This window comes from Myxacorys sp. (assembly GCF_059501405.1).
Genome location: NZ_JCACCM010000057.1, coordinates 1 through 16,700, shown reverse-complemented (window position 1 = coordinate 16,700; position 16,700 = coordinate 1). Strand labels below are relative to the sequence as shown.

Here is a 16,700-nt window from a genome sequence, read left to right as displayed (position 1 = left end):
TCTAGGCAAACTTAGAATTTCGTCGTCATGTTGCCCATATCAAAATCTCTTGGTTTACGCTGTCTTGTTAGACAGGTTGCACAACGTAGTTACTATTCGGAAGGACGACAGGTCATGACTCCTTCCTTTTGGGGATTGGCATTGGGATTACTACTCATCGCTCGAAGCGCAATCGTGGGCTCATAGCCAGGGTAACAGCGTACCAAAACAGTATCTTCAGATTGAGTCACATAGAGCACATAAACAGGTCTACCCCCTAATACAGCAGGAATAAGGTTAGGAGGTGCGGGGGCTGTTGCAATCAGTGTTGACTGATTCAGCGTGAATACATCTGGTGTCTCAGACAGAGCAGACTTTACTTGGAGCAATTGCAAATTGATCAGGACTAATGCTGTGGAAATGACCAGTGCAACAGAGAATTGAGCCGATAGTTTGAACATAGTTCAGGAGTTTTAGTTGGCTCTACCAAATAGGAAAAGGATGTCAGAAAGAAGGGTTGCGATCGCAGAATTTGCAGATGAATTCTTACCCGTCGGAATCACCAATTCCCAAATAGGCTAAATGGCAGAATTTTTCACGTTGTGCTTAGTCATCAAATTTTTTCGAGTGCGACTGGCTTTAACTAAATCGGCCGCTTTTTCGCCAATCATGATCGTCGGTGCGTTCGTATTTCCGGTGGTGATCGTGGGCATGATGGAGGCATCCACAACCCGCAAGCCCTCAATTCCATGTACTCGCAGTTCAGGATCTACCACCGCCATCCGGTCAGTTCCCATTTTGCAAGTGCCCACCGGATGCCACACCGTACTGCAAGTTTCCCGGACGTAAGCTTCTAGCGCTACATCACTCTGCTGGTCGGCACCCGGAGCGATTTCCTTACCGCGAAACTCATCCAAAGCACTGGCACCGAACAAGTTACGGAGTAATTTAATCCCAAGAACGAGCTTTTGCAGATCCGCTTCATTTTGGAGATAGTTCATCCTAAACATCGGTGCGTCTTTGGGGTCGGGCGATCGCAAATTGACACTGCCAATGTTTTGGGGGTGAGTCAAACAGACGAAACTTGTGAATCCTGAACCAGAGTGGGCATAACCAGGCGGTGCCAAGGCAACGGGACCGAAGAGAAACTGTAAATCTGGCGCAGCATCCAGATGACCCTCGGTATGCAAAAACAAGCCCGCTTCAGCGATACTACTGGTGCTTGCCGGGTGTAAATCCTGAGTTGTCTCGTGTGTCACGGACACGACAGGGTGGTCTTGGAGGTTTTGACCGACACCTGGCAAATGGACCACTACCGGAATTCCCAGGGCTTTCAGGTGTTCTGCATTCCCAATGCCGGAAAGCATCAGCAGCTTGGGTGAATCGAACGCACCCGCACTTAAAATCACTTCGGAGTTGACCCGAACCTGGTGCAGCGTGCCTTCGTGCAGATATTCCACCCCAACGGTGCGGGTGCCCTCAAACAACAAGCGAGTGACCAATGCTCCTGTCGTTACAGTCAAATTGGGACGCTGGAGAATGGGCAGGAGGAAGGCAACTGCGGTACTGTGCCGCTTACCATCCTTAATGGTCAATTGATAGAGTCCTGCCCCTTCTTGCTGCTTTCCATTAGGATCAGGATTGTGGTCATAGCCTAATGCTACCGCTGCCTCTACAAAGCGTTGGGATACCACAGCAGGCGCAATGTGATCGGTCACGCTCAACTCTCCATCGACCCCGTGAAATTCAGACGCGCCTCGCTGCTGGTGCTCTGATTTCTTGAAGTAGGGCAAGACATCTTGGTAACTCCAACCGGGATTCCCAAATGACTGCCAGTAGTCATAATCGTGAGGATTGCCCCGCAGATAAATCATGATATTAATCGAACTGCTGCCACCCAAGACTTTGCCACGGGGACAAAAGATTTTGCGATCGTTGAGGTAGGGTTCTGGTTGGGAGAAATAGGCCCAGTCCACCTCAGAGCCCAGTAGACTGAGGCATTGGGCCGGGATTTGAATCTCTGGTTTTGTATCCGGGTTGCCCGCTTCGAGGAGTAACACCGCGGTGTCACTGTCTTCTGTTAGACGATTAGCAACCACGCAGCCTGCCGAACCGGCACCAATCACAATGTAGTCATATTGAGTCATAATATCCTCTGCTTCGATCAGCTATATCGGACTACCCAGTTCAATTAAAATGCCGTCTAAATCACGAATATAACCAACCGTTTGTCCCCATGGCTTCACTTGAGGAGCGACAATTGCTACAGCACCCGCTGCTACAGCCTGTGCAAACGCGGCGGCTACATCCTCTGTAACAAAACCAATCTCAATGCCAGCAGGCAACTTCGACAAGCTATTCTCTTGAAATTCCTGGGGTAGGTTAGAGTTTGCAAACTCATTAGTAGCAAAGGCAAGGGCGGTTCCACCGGTATCCATTTCAGCGTACTGCTTGCTCTCGTCAATGAACCGTTGTTTCAAACCAAAGGCACGTTCATAGAACGCGATCGCTTGGGCAATGTCTTTGACATAGAGAATTGTGTAGGAGAATTTCATTGTTTTTTGCTTCTATCAGAGAACTCAATTACTTGCGGCGGTAATGGCTGCCGTCAATTGTGCGATGTTCCAGCGATCGCGATACCGAACTCCGTTAATGAACAAAGCTGGCGCAACCGTTACGCCACTGTTGCATCCACTTTCGATATCTTGATTGATGCGATCCACATATGTTTGTGCAAATAGATCCTGCAAAAATTGGCAGATGTCGAGTCCTAGATGATTGGCATACTCAACGAGATAGCCGTCTTCTAATGTTTCTTGATGGGTAAACAGCATCTCGTGCATTTGCCAAAACTGACCTTGCGCAGCAGCCGCTTCCGCAACTTCTGCGGCCTTTTGTGCTTGAGGATAGATTGAATGCTCGATAAAGTGACGAAACACGACACAGAGCCAATTCTCTCCAGAAAACCCAGAACTGAAATGTTGCTGAATTTTCTGAATCAATCGATGTACTTCTCTACACTGAGAGCATTGGTAATTTCCATACTCCACGAGCACAACTGGAGCATTGAGTACTCCTTGGTAGTAATCGCGTTGTGAGGGTGAAACAAAGAGTTGATTAGGATGACTATCTTGATTCATCGGAAATTTTAGCGAAAGGGGTTTTTCATGGCATCAAGGGATTGCCATGTCTCCTATCCGTGATTCCTCCCGGCTCCGTTATTTGTATGACTAGCCTATGAAATTAATGTAGCTTTGTCGCCAACTCAGAGTTGAGTGATTGAAGGGATAAAACGACAGTTGCTAACTATCTTTGCAACGAACCCTCAACCGAACTTAAGTTCAGTTCTCATCGCTTGTCTCACAACTTGGCGAGTCCCCGCTTCAACGCGGTAATCACCGCTTGAGTGCGATCGCTCACGCCTAATTTACTCAGAATTCGGTTGATGTGAAATTTGACGGTACTTTCAGTAATATTTAAAGCCGCACCAATATCGTGATTACTCAAGCCGCGTGCCATCTGACGAACGACCTCTTGTTCTCGATCGCTCAACTCTGGAATGTTCATCCGTTGCACTAGTTTGGCAGCAACTTCAGAAGGGATATATTGTTGCCCGCTGTGGACGATCTGAATGGCATTGATGAGTGCTTCCGGTTCGGCATCCTTGAGCAAATAGCCCTTGGCTCCGGCGCGTAATGCGCGATAAATATCCTCGTCCCCGTCGTAAGTGGTCAGTATAATCATGCGGGCGTGGGCGAATTCAGCACAGATTGCCAAGGTCGCATCAGCGCCGTTCATCTGCGGCATCTGTAAGTCCATCAAGGTGACATCAGGTTGTAGTTGTTGATATTGCTCGATCGCTTCCTGTCCATCACTTGCTTGACCCACCACCGTCATATCCGGCTCATTTTCAATCATCGCGGCTAGTCCCTGCCGAACAATTGCGTGATCATCGACAATCAAAACGCGGATTGCTGCGGACTGACTCATGCTGATGCCTCCCGATGGACAAATACACTTACTTCGGTTCCCTGCCCCAGTTGGCTCTCGATCGAGAGTTGTGCCCCAATGCGTTCTGCTCGCTCGGTAATCCCTAGTAAGCCAAATCCCTGATTTAGGAGTGTATGATTGACTTCAAATCCTCGTCCATTGTCTCTAATGTATAAATAGCATTGTGTAGGCTCATAGACTAACTCAATTCGAATTTCGTTTGCATCTGCATACCGAAATGCATTCGTAAATGCTTCCTGTGCAATTCTCAGAAGATTATTCTCAGTCTCAGGAACTAACACATAGGGTGTGCCAATAATCTCACAAACCAAGCTAGTTTCGGTTGAAGATTGCATACTGGCTACAAATCGCTCTAGCGCCGTCCACAAATTACCATCTTCTAGAGATTGAGGACGCAGTGCCGCAACCGATCGCCGAGCTTCTGTCAGCCCACTGCGAGCCAGATCTCGCACAGTATTGATATGCGTTTGAATTGCGTCTGGGTTCGTTGCCATGAGTCGAGAAGTGGCTCCCATGTGAATCAGAATCCCTGTAAAAGCTTGTGCGAGAGTGTCATGAATTTCTCGCGCTATGCGGTTGCGTTCTTCTAAAATGGAAGCTTCTTCGGCACGTTTATGGTGGCTAATATCTGTATTTAGAGCATAGAATCCTCTGACTTGGGCATCGCTATCAACATTGGGGATTAAGGTCACACTGATATGCCGTTTGCCTGATGAAAGAGGGACTTCCATCTCCAAGGTTGCAATTTGCCCCGCTAATGCTTGCTTGATATACGGTTCAACAACTTGATAAGCCTTCTCACCTAACAGTTCACGGACAGACTTGCCCAAAATTTCAGTACGGCTATAGTGAAACCAGTCTTCATAGGTGCGGTTAACAAACCGATAGCGCTGATCGACATCCACATAGCTGATACAAACGGGGAGAGCGTCAGTAATCAGCCGTAATTCTTGTTCTTGATCGCGCACTTCTGCTTCACTTTGCTGTAAGGCTGCCGTTCGTTCTACCACCTGTTGCTCTAAAGTACGGTTGTAATTGGCTAAGAGATGTTCTGTTTGTTTTCGCTCTGTGATGTCTTGAAAGGCTGCGATCGCATAAGCCACTTTGCCTTGTTCATCAAAGACGGGAGTGCCCCACACCTCAACTGGAATAGCGACGTTATTTTGGCGAATTTCTACGTCGTCAATAGTGGTGCGTTCGCCGCTCAAAGCCCGGATAATCGGCAGTTTCTCAGTTAGATATACTTGATTCGTTCCTGCCACATAAAATTGGTAGTCTTCTGCAATTTGCTCCGGCGGCACGGCAGGATCAATCCCTTTACCCATGAGCTGAACGCCCTGTTGATTAGCATAGTAAGGGCGACCCGTTGCGTCCAATACTCCAATTCCTACCGGAACCGCTTCTAGGAATTGAGCCATCTTACTTTCGCTAGCACGTACCTCTGAGTATAGTTTGGCATTTTGAATAGCGCTCGCTGCTTGGGCGGATAGTAGATGTAGAACTTGCGATCGCTCTGGAGTAAATGCCCCAAACGCTAATTGATTTTCCAGATGCAACACGCCAATAAGCTTACTTTGATTTAGTAGCGGCAAACAAAGAAGCGATTTCGTTTGGTTGTGCTGAATGTAGGGATCATTGGTGAAATTACCTTCACGAGTTGCATCATTCAAGATGACAGATTCATGAGTCCGAATCACATACTGAATGATTGATTCGGGTAAGCGATTTGCGATGGGAATCGATTGCAGCACTTGTGTAGAAATGTTCTCACCATCATTCAGTTCGCAAGCAGCCTCGATTGACCATTCTCCTGCCCTTTCCAAAATCAAAGACCCTGTTTGTGCGCCAGCGTTTTCAATTAAGATCCGCATCAAGCAACTGAGCAACCGTTCTAGTTCAATTTCACTCGAAATTGCCTGTGCGGCTTTCATCACCGCCGCTAAATCGAACGCGCTGTCTGAGCGAGTAGCAGTGGTTCCATAAGTAGTGCGAATTGGTGTTTCAGCTATACTTAACGACTGAGAAAAGAACTGCGGGTAGTGAGTTTCTAAATCTTTCACCTTTGCCGTTGCTCCCCAGAGATCGTAGCAGTAGTGAGCTTCTTGCATGTAGGTTTGAGCAAACTTTTCCCGACCGCGAGACAGGTAAAATTTAGCAGCTAATTCATAGGCTAATGCTTCTTCTTGAAGATAGTCATTCTCTTTAGCACCTTGAATGGCTTGTTCATAGAATTCTTCCGCCTCAAGCAACTGACTCAAAACTCGCGCTTTCTCTGCCTCAACGAGATGATATTTATGCAAGTAATTCATGGGCGCATGATGTGCCCATTGCTTCATTTTCTCCTGATTAATCACGACTTTTTCAAGGATTACCTCTTGTACTTGAGCGTTGCTTTCAGGGTACATTGCAAGTCTTGTCAGTGCATCGTAGAGGTAGTACAAGGGAACAAAGGCTGACGCTGCTACTTGGAGCAAATAACGTTCCGCTAGAGCTGAGGATTCAACTGCTTGAGCATACTCAGAAAATAGACAGTATAGGAAAAGCTTATTGAAATAGTCTATAAAGATTGTGTGTCCATCATTCGCCGTTTTGTGTTGTGGCAGTCTATTTTCCTCATTGTAGAATTTGCCAATTAGGTGGGTTGGGCTAGCTGAGCACCCCATCAAAATTAAGATCGACTGGTGATGTATTTGCGTCCAGGTGAGTGCTGCTTCCTGTTTAATTTGACGGATTGCTTCAATGTATGTTCTCATCTCTCGTTCAAGTTCCACGAGTTCCTTTCCAGAGATAAAGGATTGGAAGCAGTAACCGTGAGCACAATAAGCAGCAAACTCCAAATCCCCCATTTCCAGCCCACTTTGATAAGCTTCTAGTAATGGCTTCAATAGTTCTTTAGTATGTTCTTTCCAGTGGATGATGAAGATAGTTACAATAGTTAAAGTCCGGGCTTTGTAGGAATGGGTGTTCAGCTGTGACAACAGCTTTAAAGCAAGCCGTCCAAACTGGTAGCCAGACTCGATATTTTCGACCATTCCACAAAGAATTAACCCAAAGTTGGCATAGGCAAAGGGAGACACAAATGCATTGCCATACTGGATTGACAAGTTGACCTGCCTAGACACAAGTAGAGGCATCAGATCGGGAGCAGCAAGATAGGCAGCGATCGTGATGCTGGACAGGATTCGCATCGCCGCCAACTTGTCCGGCTCAGTCATTTCTGGTGAGTGAATTAAGTCCTCAATCGGTTTCTCGCTAAAGAGGGATGTAATGGCATCTAATTCAAGATGAACATCTGATTGATTAAGTTTTTCAGGAGAACTGATTCCCAGTTGTTGCAAAACTTGCAATCCAATATTGATTGCTTCTAATGGCTGCTTCTGCGCCATGTGGGTTTGAATTTTGACTTCGTAAACTTTCACAGTATCGAAAACCGTCTTGGCTTCTTGTAAAACGATCGCTGCCCAATATTCCACCTGCTCAAAATCGCCACACAAATACGCGACTTCTGTTGTATCTACATATAACTCTAAGGTCAGGTCATAGTTTGTTTGCCAGCTAGAAGGTGTTAACCATTCTCTTCCTGTAGCTAAATATTTTTTGGCCACGCTGTGGGCGATCGCCCCTTTTGCTTTCTGCCCTGCTATTAGATTTGATCTAGCAATTTTATCTCGTTCGGATTGATCAGTGATAAGCTCAATTCCATGATTGAGATGATCCACAATTTCAAACAGCCGCTCTGATAACTCCTCTGGTAACTTTTTTTTAACTAAATTGCGACCAATTTGGAGATGAACCACTTGTTTCTGCGACTCATTGATTAAGGCGTATGCTGCTTGCTGTACGTGATCATGCAAGAACTTATAATCTTGAACTAATAAGTTCTCATCTAATTCAGAGAGGGGTTGAACTAATCCGGCTTGAATTGCCACCAGTAAATCTAGAAAAATCGCTGAAGAAGGCTTATCACAAACGATAGCTAACGTCTCCAAATCAAATTCAGCTCCAATACAAGCTGCTAAGCGGAGAATTTGCTGCGTCACCTCCGGTAGTTTCTTCAACTTGAGGAGCATCAACTCCACCACATTATCGGTGATATCTTGAGCTTTAATCTGAGCAATGTTCCACTGCCAGCTTAAGTGTTGTGTATCAAAGGTCAACAAATTATCGCTATACAGCATTTGCAAAAATTGGCCGACGAAGAAAGGATTGCCTTCGGTTTTATCAAGTACTAACTGGGTTAAGGTCCGAATGGAGTCAGTATCCTGATGTAGCGTCTCGGCAATCAACTGGCTCAACGGTTCCAGCGTTAAGGGTTCCAGGACAATCTCCTGAAGTACTGCCCCTTGTTTTCGCAGCCGCTCTAGTGTTAGTGCCAGTGGATGCGTTGGATTTACTTCATTGTCTCGATAGGCTCCAATCAAAAATAGCGCTTGGGTTTGCTCATCCAGCAGCATCAGTTCAATTAACTTCAACGTGGCTGAGTCAATCCACTGCAAATCATCCAAGAAAATCACAAGCGGATGTTCCCTTGAGCAAAACACCCGCACAAACTGCTGAAAGATGCGATTGAAACGATTTTGAGCTTCCGTTGCGCCCACGTCCGGGACCGGCTGCTGCTTGCCAATAACTAATTCAACTTCCGGGATCACATCAATGATGATTTGTCCGCTGCTTCCCAAAGCAGTGAGCAGACGCGATCGCCACTGCTGCACCTGCTCATCTGGCTCCCCAAGCAGTTGGCGCATTAATTTTTGCAGGGCATGGGTGATCGCACTATAGGGAATATTGCGTTGCAACTGGTCAAACTTACCAGAGACAAAATAACCACGCTTGGCAGTAATTTGCTTGTAAAGCTCCTGCACAAGTGCTGATTTGCCAACACCAGAATAGCCGGAAACCAACATCATTGTGCTGTGTGGGAGATTAGAAAGTTCTTCTCCGTTCTCCATTCCCTGTTTTCCACTTCCCGCTACCTTTTCAAATGTTGCTAATAACACTGCAAGCTCTGTTTCTCGTCCATACAGTTTTTGGGGAATGTGAAACTGTTCCAACGCATCTTGCAGCCCCAGTTGAATGTTGTCAATTTTCCTTGTTTCTGCAAGCTGGCTAAGACAAATTTCTAAATCCGCTTTGATGCCCGAAGCACTTTGATAGCGATCTTCAGCATTCTTTGCCATCAGCTTCATCACAATGTCTGAAACAGCTTTAGGAATCGCTGCCAATTCACATGGAGGAACAGGTTGTTTAGCAATATGACAATGGATTAACTCTAGAATGTCCGTAGTGGGAAACGGTAGGTGTCCAGTGATTAGTTCATAGAAGGTGACACCGAACGAGTAAAAATCGGTTCGGTAATCAAGCAAACGGTTCATACGCCCAGTTTGCTCTGGAGACAGGTAAGCAAGAGTGCCCTCTAATACATGAGGACTTTTGAACGTTGGATTGATGCGATTAAATCGGGTAGCCATGCCGAAGTCGATGATTTTAACCACGCCCGTAGCCGGTTCAAGAACGATGTTTCCAGGGCTGATATCCCTATGAATAATGTCGGCGGCATGGATGCTACCCAGAATACCTGTGAGATCGATCGCGAGCCGTAGAAATGTAGCTAAGGGCATGGGGCAGAAGTCTGGACGCTGCCGCATCCATCGTTCCAAGGACTCTCCACCAAAATCTTCTAAGAGAATAAAAAGCGTGCGTTGATAGTTTTGCTGACTATATGCTTTGATCACGCCTTCCAGGTTGAGGGAGCGGGTGATTTCATACTCCTGCCGGTAGCGCATTAATTCTTGAGCAGAGGGATAGTTTTGCTTGAGCAGTTTGACGACGATCGTCAGCCCATCGTCTCGGATCCCCCGATACACCAAAGAATTAGAGCTTTCGTAAATTTTGCTTTGGATAGCAATCCCTGGTAGAGCAACCATACAGCTTTTTTAGATGAGTACGATGCGGCATACCTCAAACTATAGGAGACTCATCACAAATTTAGGCTACAATGCTCCTCCAAATTCCATCCCTTCACTCAAAAGCTCCGACACAGCAGTAGTGCTATTTAGGAAAGGACGTAGAAAAAACAACGAGCGAGAATAGAGAAGTAGCTTTACGAACCTCAACAGTAGATGACTAAACTCCTGTTGCAATGTCCGAACTGTGGTTCCAATGACATTAATAAAAACGGCACGACCCGCCACGGCAATCAGAACTATAAATGCCGGGATTGGGGGCGGCAGTTTGTCGAGAACCCAAAATGGAAACGGATTAGCGATGACACCAAAGCGACGATGGGGCGGATGCTTTTGGAAAAGATTCCGCTTGTCGGCATTGCTCGAAGCTTGCAGTTGAGTGAAAGCTGGTTACAGCAGTACGTCAATGCTTACTATGCGACCGTTCCTCAGCAAGTCCAAGTGGAACCGAAAGCGCGGCGACGATTGACTGTGCAGATGGATGAGTTGTGGTCATTTGTGGGTGATAAGAAACTGTTTGTAAACGCTAGTTAAGCAGTTTTGGATTTCCTGGTTCGACGATTGTTGGTTAATCGCCGCAGCATCAACCGAATCATCACGACGTAAATCATCCCTTCATGATTTTCAGGTAAGGTTTCATAGTCGCGTGTTAAAACTCGGGCATTGTCCAGCCATGTCCAAGTGCGTTCCACAATCCATCGCTGCGGTTCAAGTTGAAATCCTTTCGCTCCGTTTAGGCGTTGACTAATCTCAAGCTCAACACGACGCTCTTCAGTCCTAAAGGCGTTGTTAATCAGCGCACCCAACCCTCCCTAATAGCCCTTGTCTGCGAGCACTTTGGCAAGGCGTTCGTATAACTCCAACACCCAGACTAAGACCGCAGGAACTGCTTTGACATCGGCAGTATTAGCCGCACTGACGTAACATCCCAACACCAATCCGAGGACATCAACCACGATGTGACGCTTGCGTCCTTTCACCTTTTTGTTGCCATCAAAGCCGTGTTCTTCCCTCCTTTTTGTCCAAGTTTGACAGACTGACTATCAATGATGGCTAAGCTCGGTTGAGCATCGCGTCCCTCATACATCCGCACTTTCTGTACCAAAGCAGTGTTGATCTGTTCCCAAATCCCTAATCTGACCCACAGTCGGTAGTACCCATACACTGTCTGCCAAGCCGGAAAATCCCGGGGTAAGTTGCGCCATTTCACTCCGTTATCCGCTCGATAGAAAATCGCGTTCAACACCTCACGCAAACTCACTTCCCGCACCTTGCCGACTGGCTTTTCTGGCGGCAGTAGGGGTTCGATGTATTGCCATTCCTCATCGCTCAGGTCGCTGTCGTAAAACCGTGAACTCATGCTCTTGCGTATCACTCAAAGGATGATTTAGGTATCGCTCATCTCATCTCCCTAGCAGCAGTTGCTTCATTTCTATTTACAAACAGTTTCTAAAGGCAATGAGCGATGGGTCTGGTTAGCCCTTGATGTGGTAACTCGCGAAATTGTCGGGTGCTACGTCGGGGATCGCTCAGGCGAGGCAGCGAAAGCATTCTGGGAATCGTTGCCTCCCGTCTATCGGCAGTGTGCAGTGGGTTACAGCGATTTCTGGGTGTCTTACCCCGTGGCGCTGCCCAGCAAGCGGCATCAGGCAGTTGGCAAGGAAAGTGGCAAAACGAGTTACATTGAGCGGTTCAACAATACGCTCAGACAACGAGTGTCTCGACTCGTCAGAAAAACCTTGTCGTTCTCGAAAGACTTGAACAATCACATCCGTGCGACCCCTTGCGGGTATCTGCGGAGCAGCGCTGGAACTTCATCCATTACTACAACGAACAACTGCGGATCGTTCCTGCACGAAATCAGCAGATTTCCTCTATCCTTTCCTAAATGGCACTACCTAATCGCAATGAGTTCAGCCTCGAAGTAATGCAAGAAACCGCGATCGATTGATTGTTGAGTTCTCAGAGGACGTTTGAGAAGTAGTGGATTATACTCATTCGTTAGAATGGAGACATGAACCGAAAACCTTACAATACTGATGTGTCTGATGATGAGTGGACAATCATCGCACCATTAATTCCACCAGTTCAACCGGGTGGCCGCCCACGTTTTAGAAACATACGCGAAATTATTAACGCGATCTTCTACATCCAACGCACTGGCTGTGCTTGGCGCTTACTTCCACATGAGTTTCCACCTTGGCAAACGGTGTATCATTATTTTCGCACTTGGCGCATCGCAGGTGTGTGGGAAGCAATGCTCAAAACCATTCGCGAGCAGCTTCGTCAGAAGCTTGGAAGAGTAGCGACACCCAGTGCAGGCATCATCGATGCTCAATCTATCAAAACCACTGAAGTCGGCGGAGCCGAGCGAGGGTATGATGGCAGGAAAAAGGTGAAAGGACGCAAGCGTCACTTGTTGGTCGACACGCAAGGATTTGTGCTGAAGGTCAAGGTATTAGCGGCTAACACAGCCGATCAAGAAGGCGCAAAACAGCTCCTTCATGGCATGGCGATGCAGTTTCCCCGCTTGCGACATTTGTGGGTCGATGGCGGCTATCGTAGGACCTTTGTCACTTGGGTGAAAGAGCAGTTCGGTTGGACAGTGCAGCGCGTGCAACATCCGAATGCAGGGTCACGTCGTCGCATCGTTGGTCCAGGTGTGGAACCTGCGCCGATTGACCGCAGTTTCAAAGTCATTGCGCGTCGTTGGGTCGTGGAGCGCACTTACGGTTGGCTGGGGCGGTATCGGCGTTTGAGTAAAGACTACGAATTTCTGCCTGAAACATCGGAAGCTTTCATCTACACTACCTCTCTCCGTACACTGCTACGGAGACTAGCATAATCCGCTACTTCTCAAACGTCCTCTAAGCCGCTACTAAGTAAAAATTCCATAACCCTGCAACAGTTAGCATCAAGTGGTCATCGAAATCAAACACTCGATTTCTCTAGACATGGGCAACCGCGTTATATCGCTTCATCCCAGCAAAGGCATGTTCACACTTGACGCGTCTGCGACTCAGTTCTCGATTCTCTTGCTTTTGCTCGTCACTTAAAGTTCCTCCACGCGGTTTCTTGTGCGGAATCTCGAGATTGACCCACTCGTTTTGCAACCCTTGAAACCCTAAATCAACCGCAATCGGAACTTCATCGGGAATACAACTAGCCATCTGCGTCTCATCCAACAATCGTTTGTCGTGAATCTTGCCTTCTCGGGCTGGGCTAAGGATGAGAATGCGCTGATAAGCCTCCGTTGCTGCCAGATGCTTGCGTGTATGCCGTCGCTTCTTGCCAGAATAGTTTTGCTGCTGTTGTTGGCTGTCTTGAGCGCGACGAATCGGGCGTTCAGTGCCATCAATGATGACCCGCTTGACCTCTGGAAACCGCTGAATAAAGGCCGCGACACTCCCCAGTTTGCGTTCAGGTAACATCAGTTTTTGCCCTAACGCTGCTTCGAGTATGGGTTGAAGTCGATGCACCCATCGGTTGGCACGACTGTAGTCGAGGTCAAACAACAGCCCCAGCACATCAAAGGTCGGGTAGCATTTGAAGTAGACCAAGATGAAAAATAACTTCGCTTCCCTGCTGCCCAAGCGTGCCTTTTGTCCCCCTCCTACGGCACGTTGACGAGGGCGTTGAGCCTGGGTTTGATTCATTTGGCTTTGCTGGTAAACAGACTCAAAGGTGAGCACCAGCTCTTCAAAGGCTTTACGGTTGAGTCCGGTCAATGCCCTTAGGAGCCGGTCGCTTTTCAGGACTCGTTCGATGTCTAGCATGGTCTACCTGACCCAATCCAATGAGTTGCACTTTAGCTTATTGGGCAACAAGTCTATTCTCGCTTATTCCCCAACAGGCGTTCGGGCGGCACCGCCAGCACCGAGGATGAAAAGGTGAAGTTCAGGCTTTACGCTAAGGAGCGTGGATTAAATAACCTGTAATTCTGGTTGAGCCGTGTAGTTCCACTGAGGCAAAAATTCATCAAAGATAATTTTCATGTTGGATTTGAAGTCTTGGGCGACTTTTCGACCTGTTTGATAGGTTTTGTCGAGAATCGTTGTAACCACAATGAGACCTGTACGAGTCGTTGCCGTTGCCATCAGTTCTTGCACTGTTTGGACACTCTCAAAAATGACACCTTGGCAGACACGAGAGACATGAGGAAACAAGCGATGCTCAATGGGATTGTACTTGGAGGTGTAGGGTGGATAGTGAGCGATGCGAATTTCGATTCCCAGCTCATTGACCAGTGCTTGTAAATCCTGTTTGAAGATGTAATAACGGGAGCTATTGCTGCCACCCCCATCGCAGAGCAGCAACATTGAGTCAGCCCGTGGATAGCGAACTTTCCCATAGGTGTTCCACCAGTAGCGAATCGAGTCGCAGGCAAACTCGCTGGTATCGTGACTGGTGCCAATCTGGATGTACCCGACATTATCCGTCAAGTCGTACAAACCGTGGGGAATGGCAACCCCGTCTGCCAGTGATGCCCAATCGTGATCAAACACCTTAACCGCCTCCTGGGTGTACAGTTGCCCCTCCCGATAGAGTTGACCAATCAACTCTCTTTTCTTGTGTCCATGCTGATGACTGGATTTCCTGCCGCTTGATAGCTCTGTTTCAACTGTTCAATGGTCTTAAATTGTTCGTTGCGGTGTTCACTCTCACCGGTTGCCAGGGTCTTTACGGCTTTGCGTTTGCGATAATTGTGTTTCTCCAACAACTGGTCTACAACGGTGACGCTGACCTCAATGCCCTCGCGCATGAGCAATTGGGCAATCTGGTGCCGCTTGAGGTTCGTCCACTTGAGCGCTTCATCGACGGGTGAACCTGCCGTGTGTTGTTCCAGCACTCGCAAGAACGCCTCATCTAATCCAGCAATGGTCTCAAATGCAGATTTGCGTCCTCCGCCAGGCTACCGAATTCGCTCTTCGCTCAGGGCGGTTTCGTCCTGAAGTTCCCTCAAGCCTAATTGCAACGTTTCATGGTGGCAGCTAAACAAGAGACGAATGTAAGCTTGACCGCCGTACCCTAACTTCACGGCTTCAATTGCCGCATAGCAACGCCGATCCTTCTCGCATAGCGACTGGTAGTACCGTCGCATTTGGGCTTCTATTTCAGCAGGGTAGGTTTGCATCATTCCACCTGTTGTGCTGTTGCCTCTCTAGCATACTGACACGACTAGCAGAATTACACCTTATTTAATCCACATTCCTAAGAACAACCAGTGTCAAGACCGCATAGATAGTGGTGCTGATAGCCCGACCGACAGGCTGGTCTGGCGCTCTGATCGGTAGCACCGACTGTTGCCTTCCTTGTGGATGAGCACGTATAGGAGATTCTCAAACTGCACAGAGCGCTCACTGGCATTGCCGTTTCTCGCAAGCTAAATTATGAAAAAGATCCATGAGCGCTGTTGTGGCTTAGATGTTCACAAACGAAGTGTGACTGCGTGTCTGATTACTCCCGTGACTGAAGGCAGATCTGCACAAGTCACGCGTACCTTTGGCACGACAACGGCTGAATTGCTGGAGTTAGTCGATTGGTTAGTGCAAGCTGAATGCACAATTGCCGCCATGGAAAGTACTGGGTCGTACTGGAAGCCCGTGTATAATCTGCTTGAAGGTGCGCTAGAGGTTTGGGTGGTTAACGCTCATCATATTAAGAGCGTGCCGGGGCGCAAGACCGATGTTAAGGATGCGCAATGGATTGCTGAATTGCTACAACACGGGTTGTTGCGACCGAGTTTTATTCCTTCTGCCACGATGCGCGAGTTACGAGAATTAGTGCGCTATCGCAAATCCCTGATTCAGGAGCGCAGTGCAGAAGCGAATCGGATTCAAAAAGTGTTGGAGGGAGCCAACACTAAACTTGCTTCAGTTGCAACCGATATCATGGGCATGTCAGGGCGTGCGATTTTATCCGCAATTGTGGCAGGGCAAACCAATCCGGAAGAAATGGCAGAGCTTGCCAAAGGCAAACTGCGGAGCAAGTTACCGCAACTACAACAAGCGCTCAGTGGCACAGTCCGCCCACATCAGCGCTTTATTCTGGCTCAAATGCTGGCACATGTAGACTTTCTCGACGAGGCGCTCAAGCAATGCTCAGACGAAATTGCGGAGCGCTTACGTCCCCAGCAGGCAGACGTAGAACGCTTGTGTACCATTCCAGGGGTCAAACAAAAGACCGCAGAACTGATTTTGGCAGAAATTGGGACAGACATGAGTCGGTTTCCAACGGCAAAACACCTGGCATCGTGGGCTGGTCTCTGTCCCGGCCTCTGTGAGAGTGCGGGTAAGCAATATTCTGGCAAAACTCGCAACGGCAGTGTTGCCTTGCGAAGCGGGCTAGTCGAAGCGGCTCTGGCAGCAGGTCGTGCTCGCAACACGTATTTAGGAGCACGCTATCAACGACTGAAGCTTCGTAGAGGCAGTAAACGAGCAGCGATGGCGGTTGCCCACACGATTTTAGTCATTGCCTACCACATACTCTCTGAGCAAACGACGTATCGCGAGTTGGGCAGTAACTATCTAGACCAACAAGACCGCGACCGCGTGTCGCGACAATTAAAACGGCATTTAGAGCGCTTGGGATACCAGGTTTCACTTGAGCCCACAGAACCCGAAACACCTACTCCCTCTATGGCATAGTTGATGTTTTCATAGGAGCTCTAATGGTAATTCTTGCGTTTTAGAGAGACAGACGTGCTCTTTTTCTAGGCGTTTCCCTGAAAGTTGAGGTGAAGAAAAG

General features: G+C 47.9%; 14 protein-coding genes and 2 pseudogenes. 4 read left to right on the top strand and 12 right to left on the bottom strand.

Translation table 11 applies throughout. The features are described 5' to 3' along the window. Positions 1 to 92 precede the first annotated feature (92 nt). The 6 genes from AC5I6P_RS05910 to AC5I6P_RS05885 form a co-directional block, all read right to left on the bottom strand. Positions 93 to 440, bottom strand: a complete 348-nt coding sequence (locus AC5I6P_RS05910) for a hypothetical protein (RefSeq protein WP_495692830.1) — start codon at positions 438 to 440, stop codon at positions 93 to 95. 117 nt (positions 441 to 557) lie between these two features. After that, positions 558 to 2,126 carry a GMC family oxidoreductase gene (locus tag AC5I6P_RS05905; protein WP_495692829.1) on the bottom strand — a complete coding sequence of 523 codons (1,569 nt, stop codon included), beginning with the start codon at positions 2,124 to 2,126 and terminating at the stop codon, positions 558 to 560. Between the two features lie 21 nt (positions 2,127 to 2,147). Beyond that, positions 2,148 to 2,534: a VOC family protein gene (locus tag AC5I6P_RS05900; RefSeq protein WP_495692828.1), complete on the bottom strand. Its 387-nt coding sequence runs from the start codon at positions 2,532 to 2,534 to the stop codon at positions 2,148 to 2,150. A gap of 24 nt (positions 2,535 to 2,558) precedes the next feature. Continuing rightward, positions 2,559 to 3,119 carry a DsbA family protein gene (locus AC5I6P_RS05895; RefSeq protein WP_495692827.1) on the bottom strand — a complete coding sequence of 187 codons (561 nt, stop codon included), beginning with the start codon at positions 3,117 to 3,119 and terminating at the stop codon, positions 2,559 to 2,561. Positions 3,120 to 3,339: 220 nt separating this feature from the next. After that, a complete protein-coding gene (locus AC5I6P_RS05890; protein ID WP_495692826.1) occupies positions 3,340 to 3,969 on the bottom strand; it encodes a response regulator in 630 nt (209 codons plus the stop codon). Next, a complete protein-coding gene (locus tag AC5I6P_RS05885) occupies positions 3,966 to 9,914 on the bottom strand; it encodes an AAA family ATPase (RefSeq protein WP_495692825.1) in 5,949 nt (1,982 codons plus the stop codon). Before AC5I6P_RS05885 ends, AC5I6P_RS05890 begins: the two co-directional genes overlap by 4 nt. A 195-nt stretch (positions 9,915 to 10,109) precedes the next feature. Between AC5I6P_RS05885 and AC5I6P_RS05880 the strand changes: the two genes are divergently transcribed. Beyond that, positions 10,110 to 10,487 carry an IS1/IS1595 family N-terminal zinc-binding domain-containing protein gene (locus AC5I6P_RS05880; protein ID WP_495692824.1) on the top strand — a complete coding sequence of 126 codons (378 nt, stop codon included), beginning with the start codon at positions 10,110 to 10,112 and terminating at the stop codon, positions 10,485 to 10,487. Here AC5I6P_RS05880 and AC5I6P_RS05875 read toward each other — a convergent pair. The 3 genes from AC5I6P_RS05875 to AC5I6P_RS05865 are packed head-to-tail and all read right to left on the bottom strand — an operon-like array spanning position 10,484 to position 11,313. Beyond that, complete coding sequence (locus tag AC5I6P_RS05875) at positions 10,484 to 10,759, bottom strand: transposase (RefSeq protein ID WP_495692823.1); 276 nt, start codon at positions 10,757 to 10,759, stop codon at positions 10,484 to 10,486. The genes AC5I6P_RS05880 and AC5I6P_RS05875 overlap by 4 nt on opposite strands. A 6-nt stretch (positions 10,760 to 10,765) precedes the next feature. After that, positions 10,766 to 10,933, bottom strand: coding sequence for a transposase (locus AC5I6P_RS05870; RefSeq protein WP_495692822.1), 168 nt, complete (start codon positions 10,931 to 10,933; stop codon positions 10,766 to 10,768). Next, a complete protein-coding gene (locus AC5I6P_RS05865; protein WP_495692821.1) occupies positions 10,930 to 11,313 on the bottom strand; it encodes an IS5 family transposase in 384 nt (127 codons plus the stop codon). Before AC5I6P_RS05865 ends, AC5I6P_RS05870 begins: the two co-directional genes overlap by 4 nt. Positions 11,314 to 11,401: 88 nt before the next feature. Between AC5I6P_RS05865 and AC5I6P_RS05860 the strand changes: the two are divergent. After that, positions 11,402 to 11,841 (top strand): annotated as a pseudogene (locus AC5I6P_RS05860) (IS1 family transposase); the annotation flags it as partial. A 126-nt stretch (positions 11,842 to 11,967) separates the two neighbouring features. Beyond that, the gene (locus tag AC5I6P_RS05855; RefSeq protein ID WP_495692820.1) at positions 11,968 to 12,798 is read left to right on the top strand and encodes an IS5 family transposase; all 831 of its coding nucleotides are present in this window, start codon (positions 11,968 to 11,970) and stop codon (positions 12,796 to 12,798) included. Between the two features lie 103 nt (positions 12,799 to 12,901). Here AC5I6P_RS05855 and AC5I6P_RS05850 read toward each other — a convergent pair whose 3' ends face one another. From AC5I6P_RS05850 to AC5I6P_RS05840, 3 genes and pseudogenes are all read right to left on the bottom strand, one after another. Further along, complete coding sequence (locus AC5I6P_RS05850; RefSeq protein WP_495692819.1) at positions 12,902 to 13,729, bottom strand: transposase; 828 nt, start codon at positions 13,727 to 13,729, stop codon at positions 12,902 to 12,904. A 147-nt stretch (positions 13,730 to 13,876) separates the two neighbouring features. Further along, positions 13,877 to 14,802: pseudogene (locus AC5I6P_RS05845) on the bottom strand (ISAzo13 family transposase). Between the two features lie 63 nt (positions 14,803 to 14,865). Continuing rightward, positions 14,866 to 15,090 (bottom strand): hypothetical protein, encoded by a 225-nt coding sequence (locus tag AC5I6P_RS05840; RefSeq protein ID WP_495692818.1) that lies wholly within the window; start codon positions 15,088 to 15,090, stop codon positions 14,866 to 14,868. Between the two features lie 253 nt (positions 15,091 to 15,343). Here AC5I6P_RS05840 and AC5I6P_RS05835 point away from each other — a divergent pair, with 253 nt between their 5' ends. Next, positions 15,344 to 16,600: an IS110 family RNA-guided transposase gene (locus AC5I6P_RS05835; protein ID WP_495692817.1), complete on the top strand. Its 1,257-nt coding sequence runs from the start codon at positions 15,344 to 15,346 to the stop codon at positions 16,598 to 16,600. Positions 16,601 to 16,700: the final 100 nt, after the last annotated feature.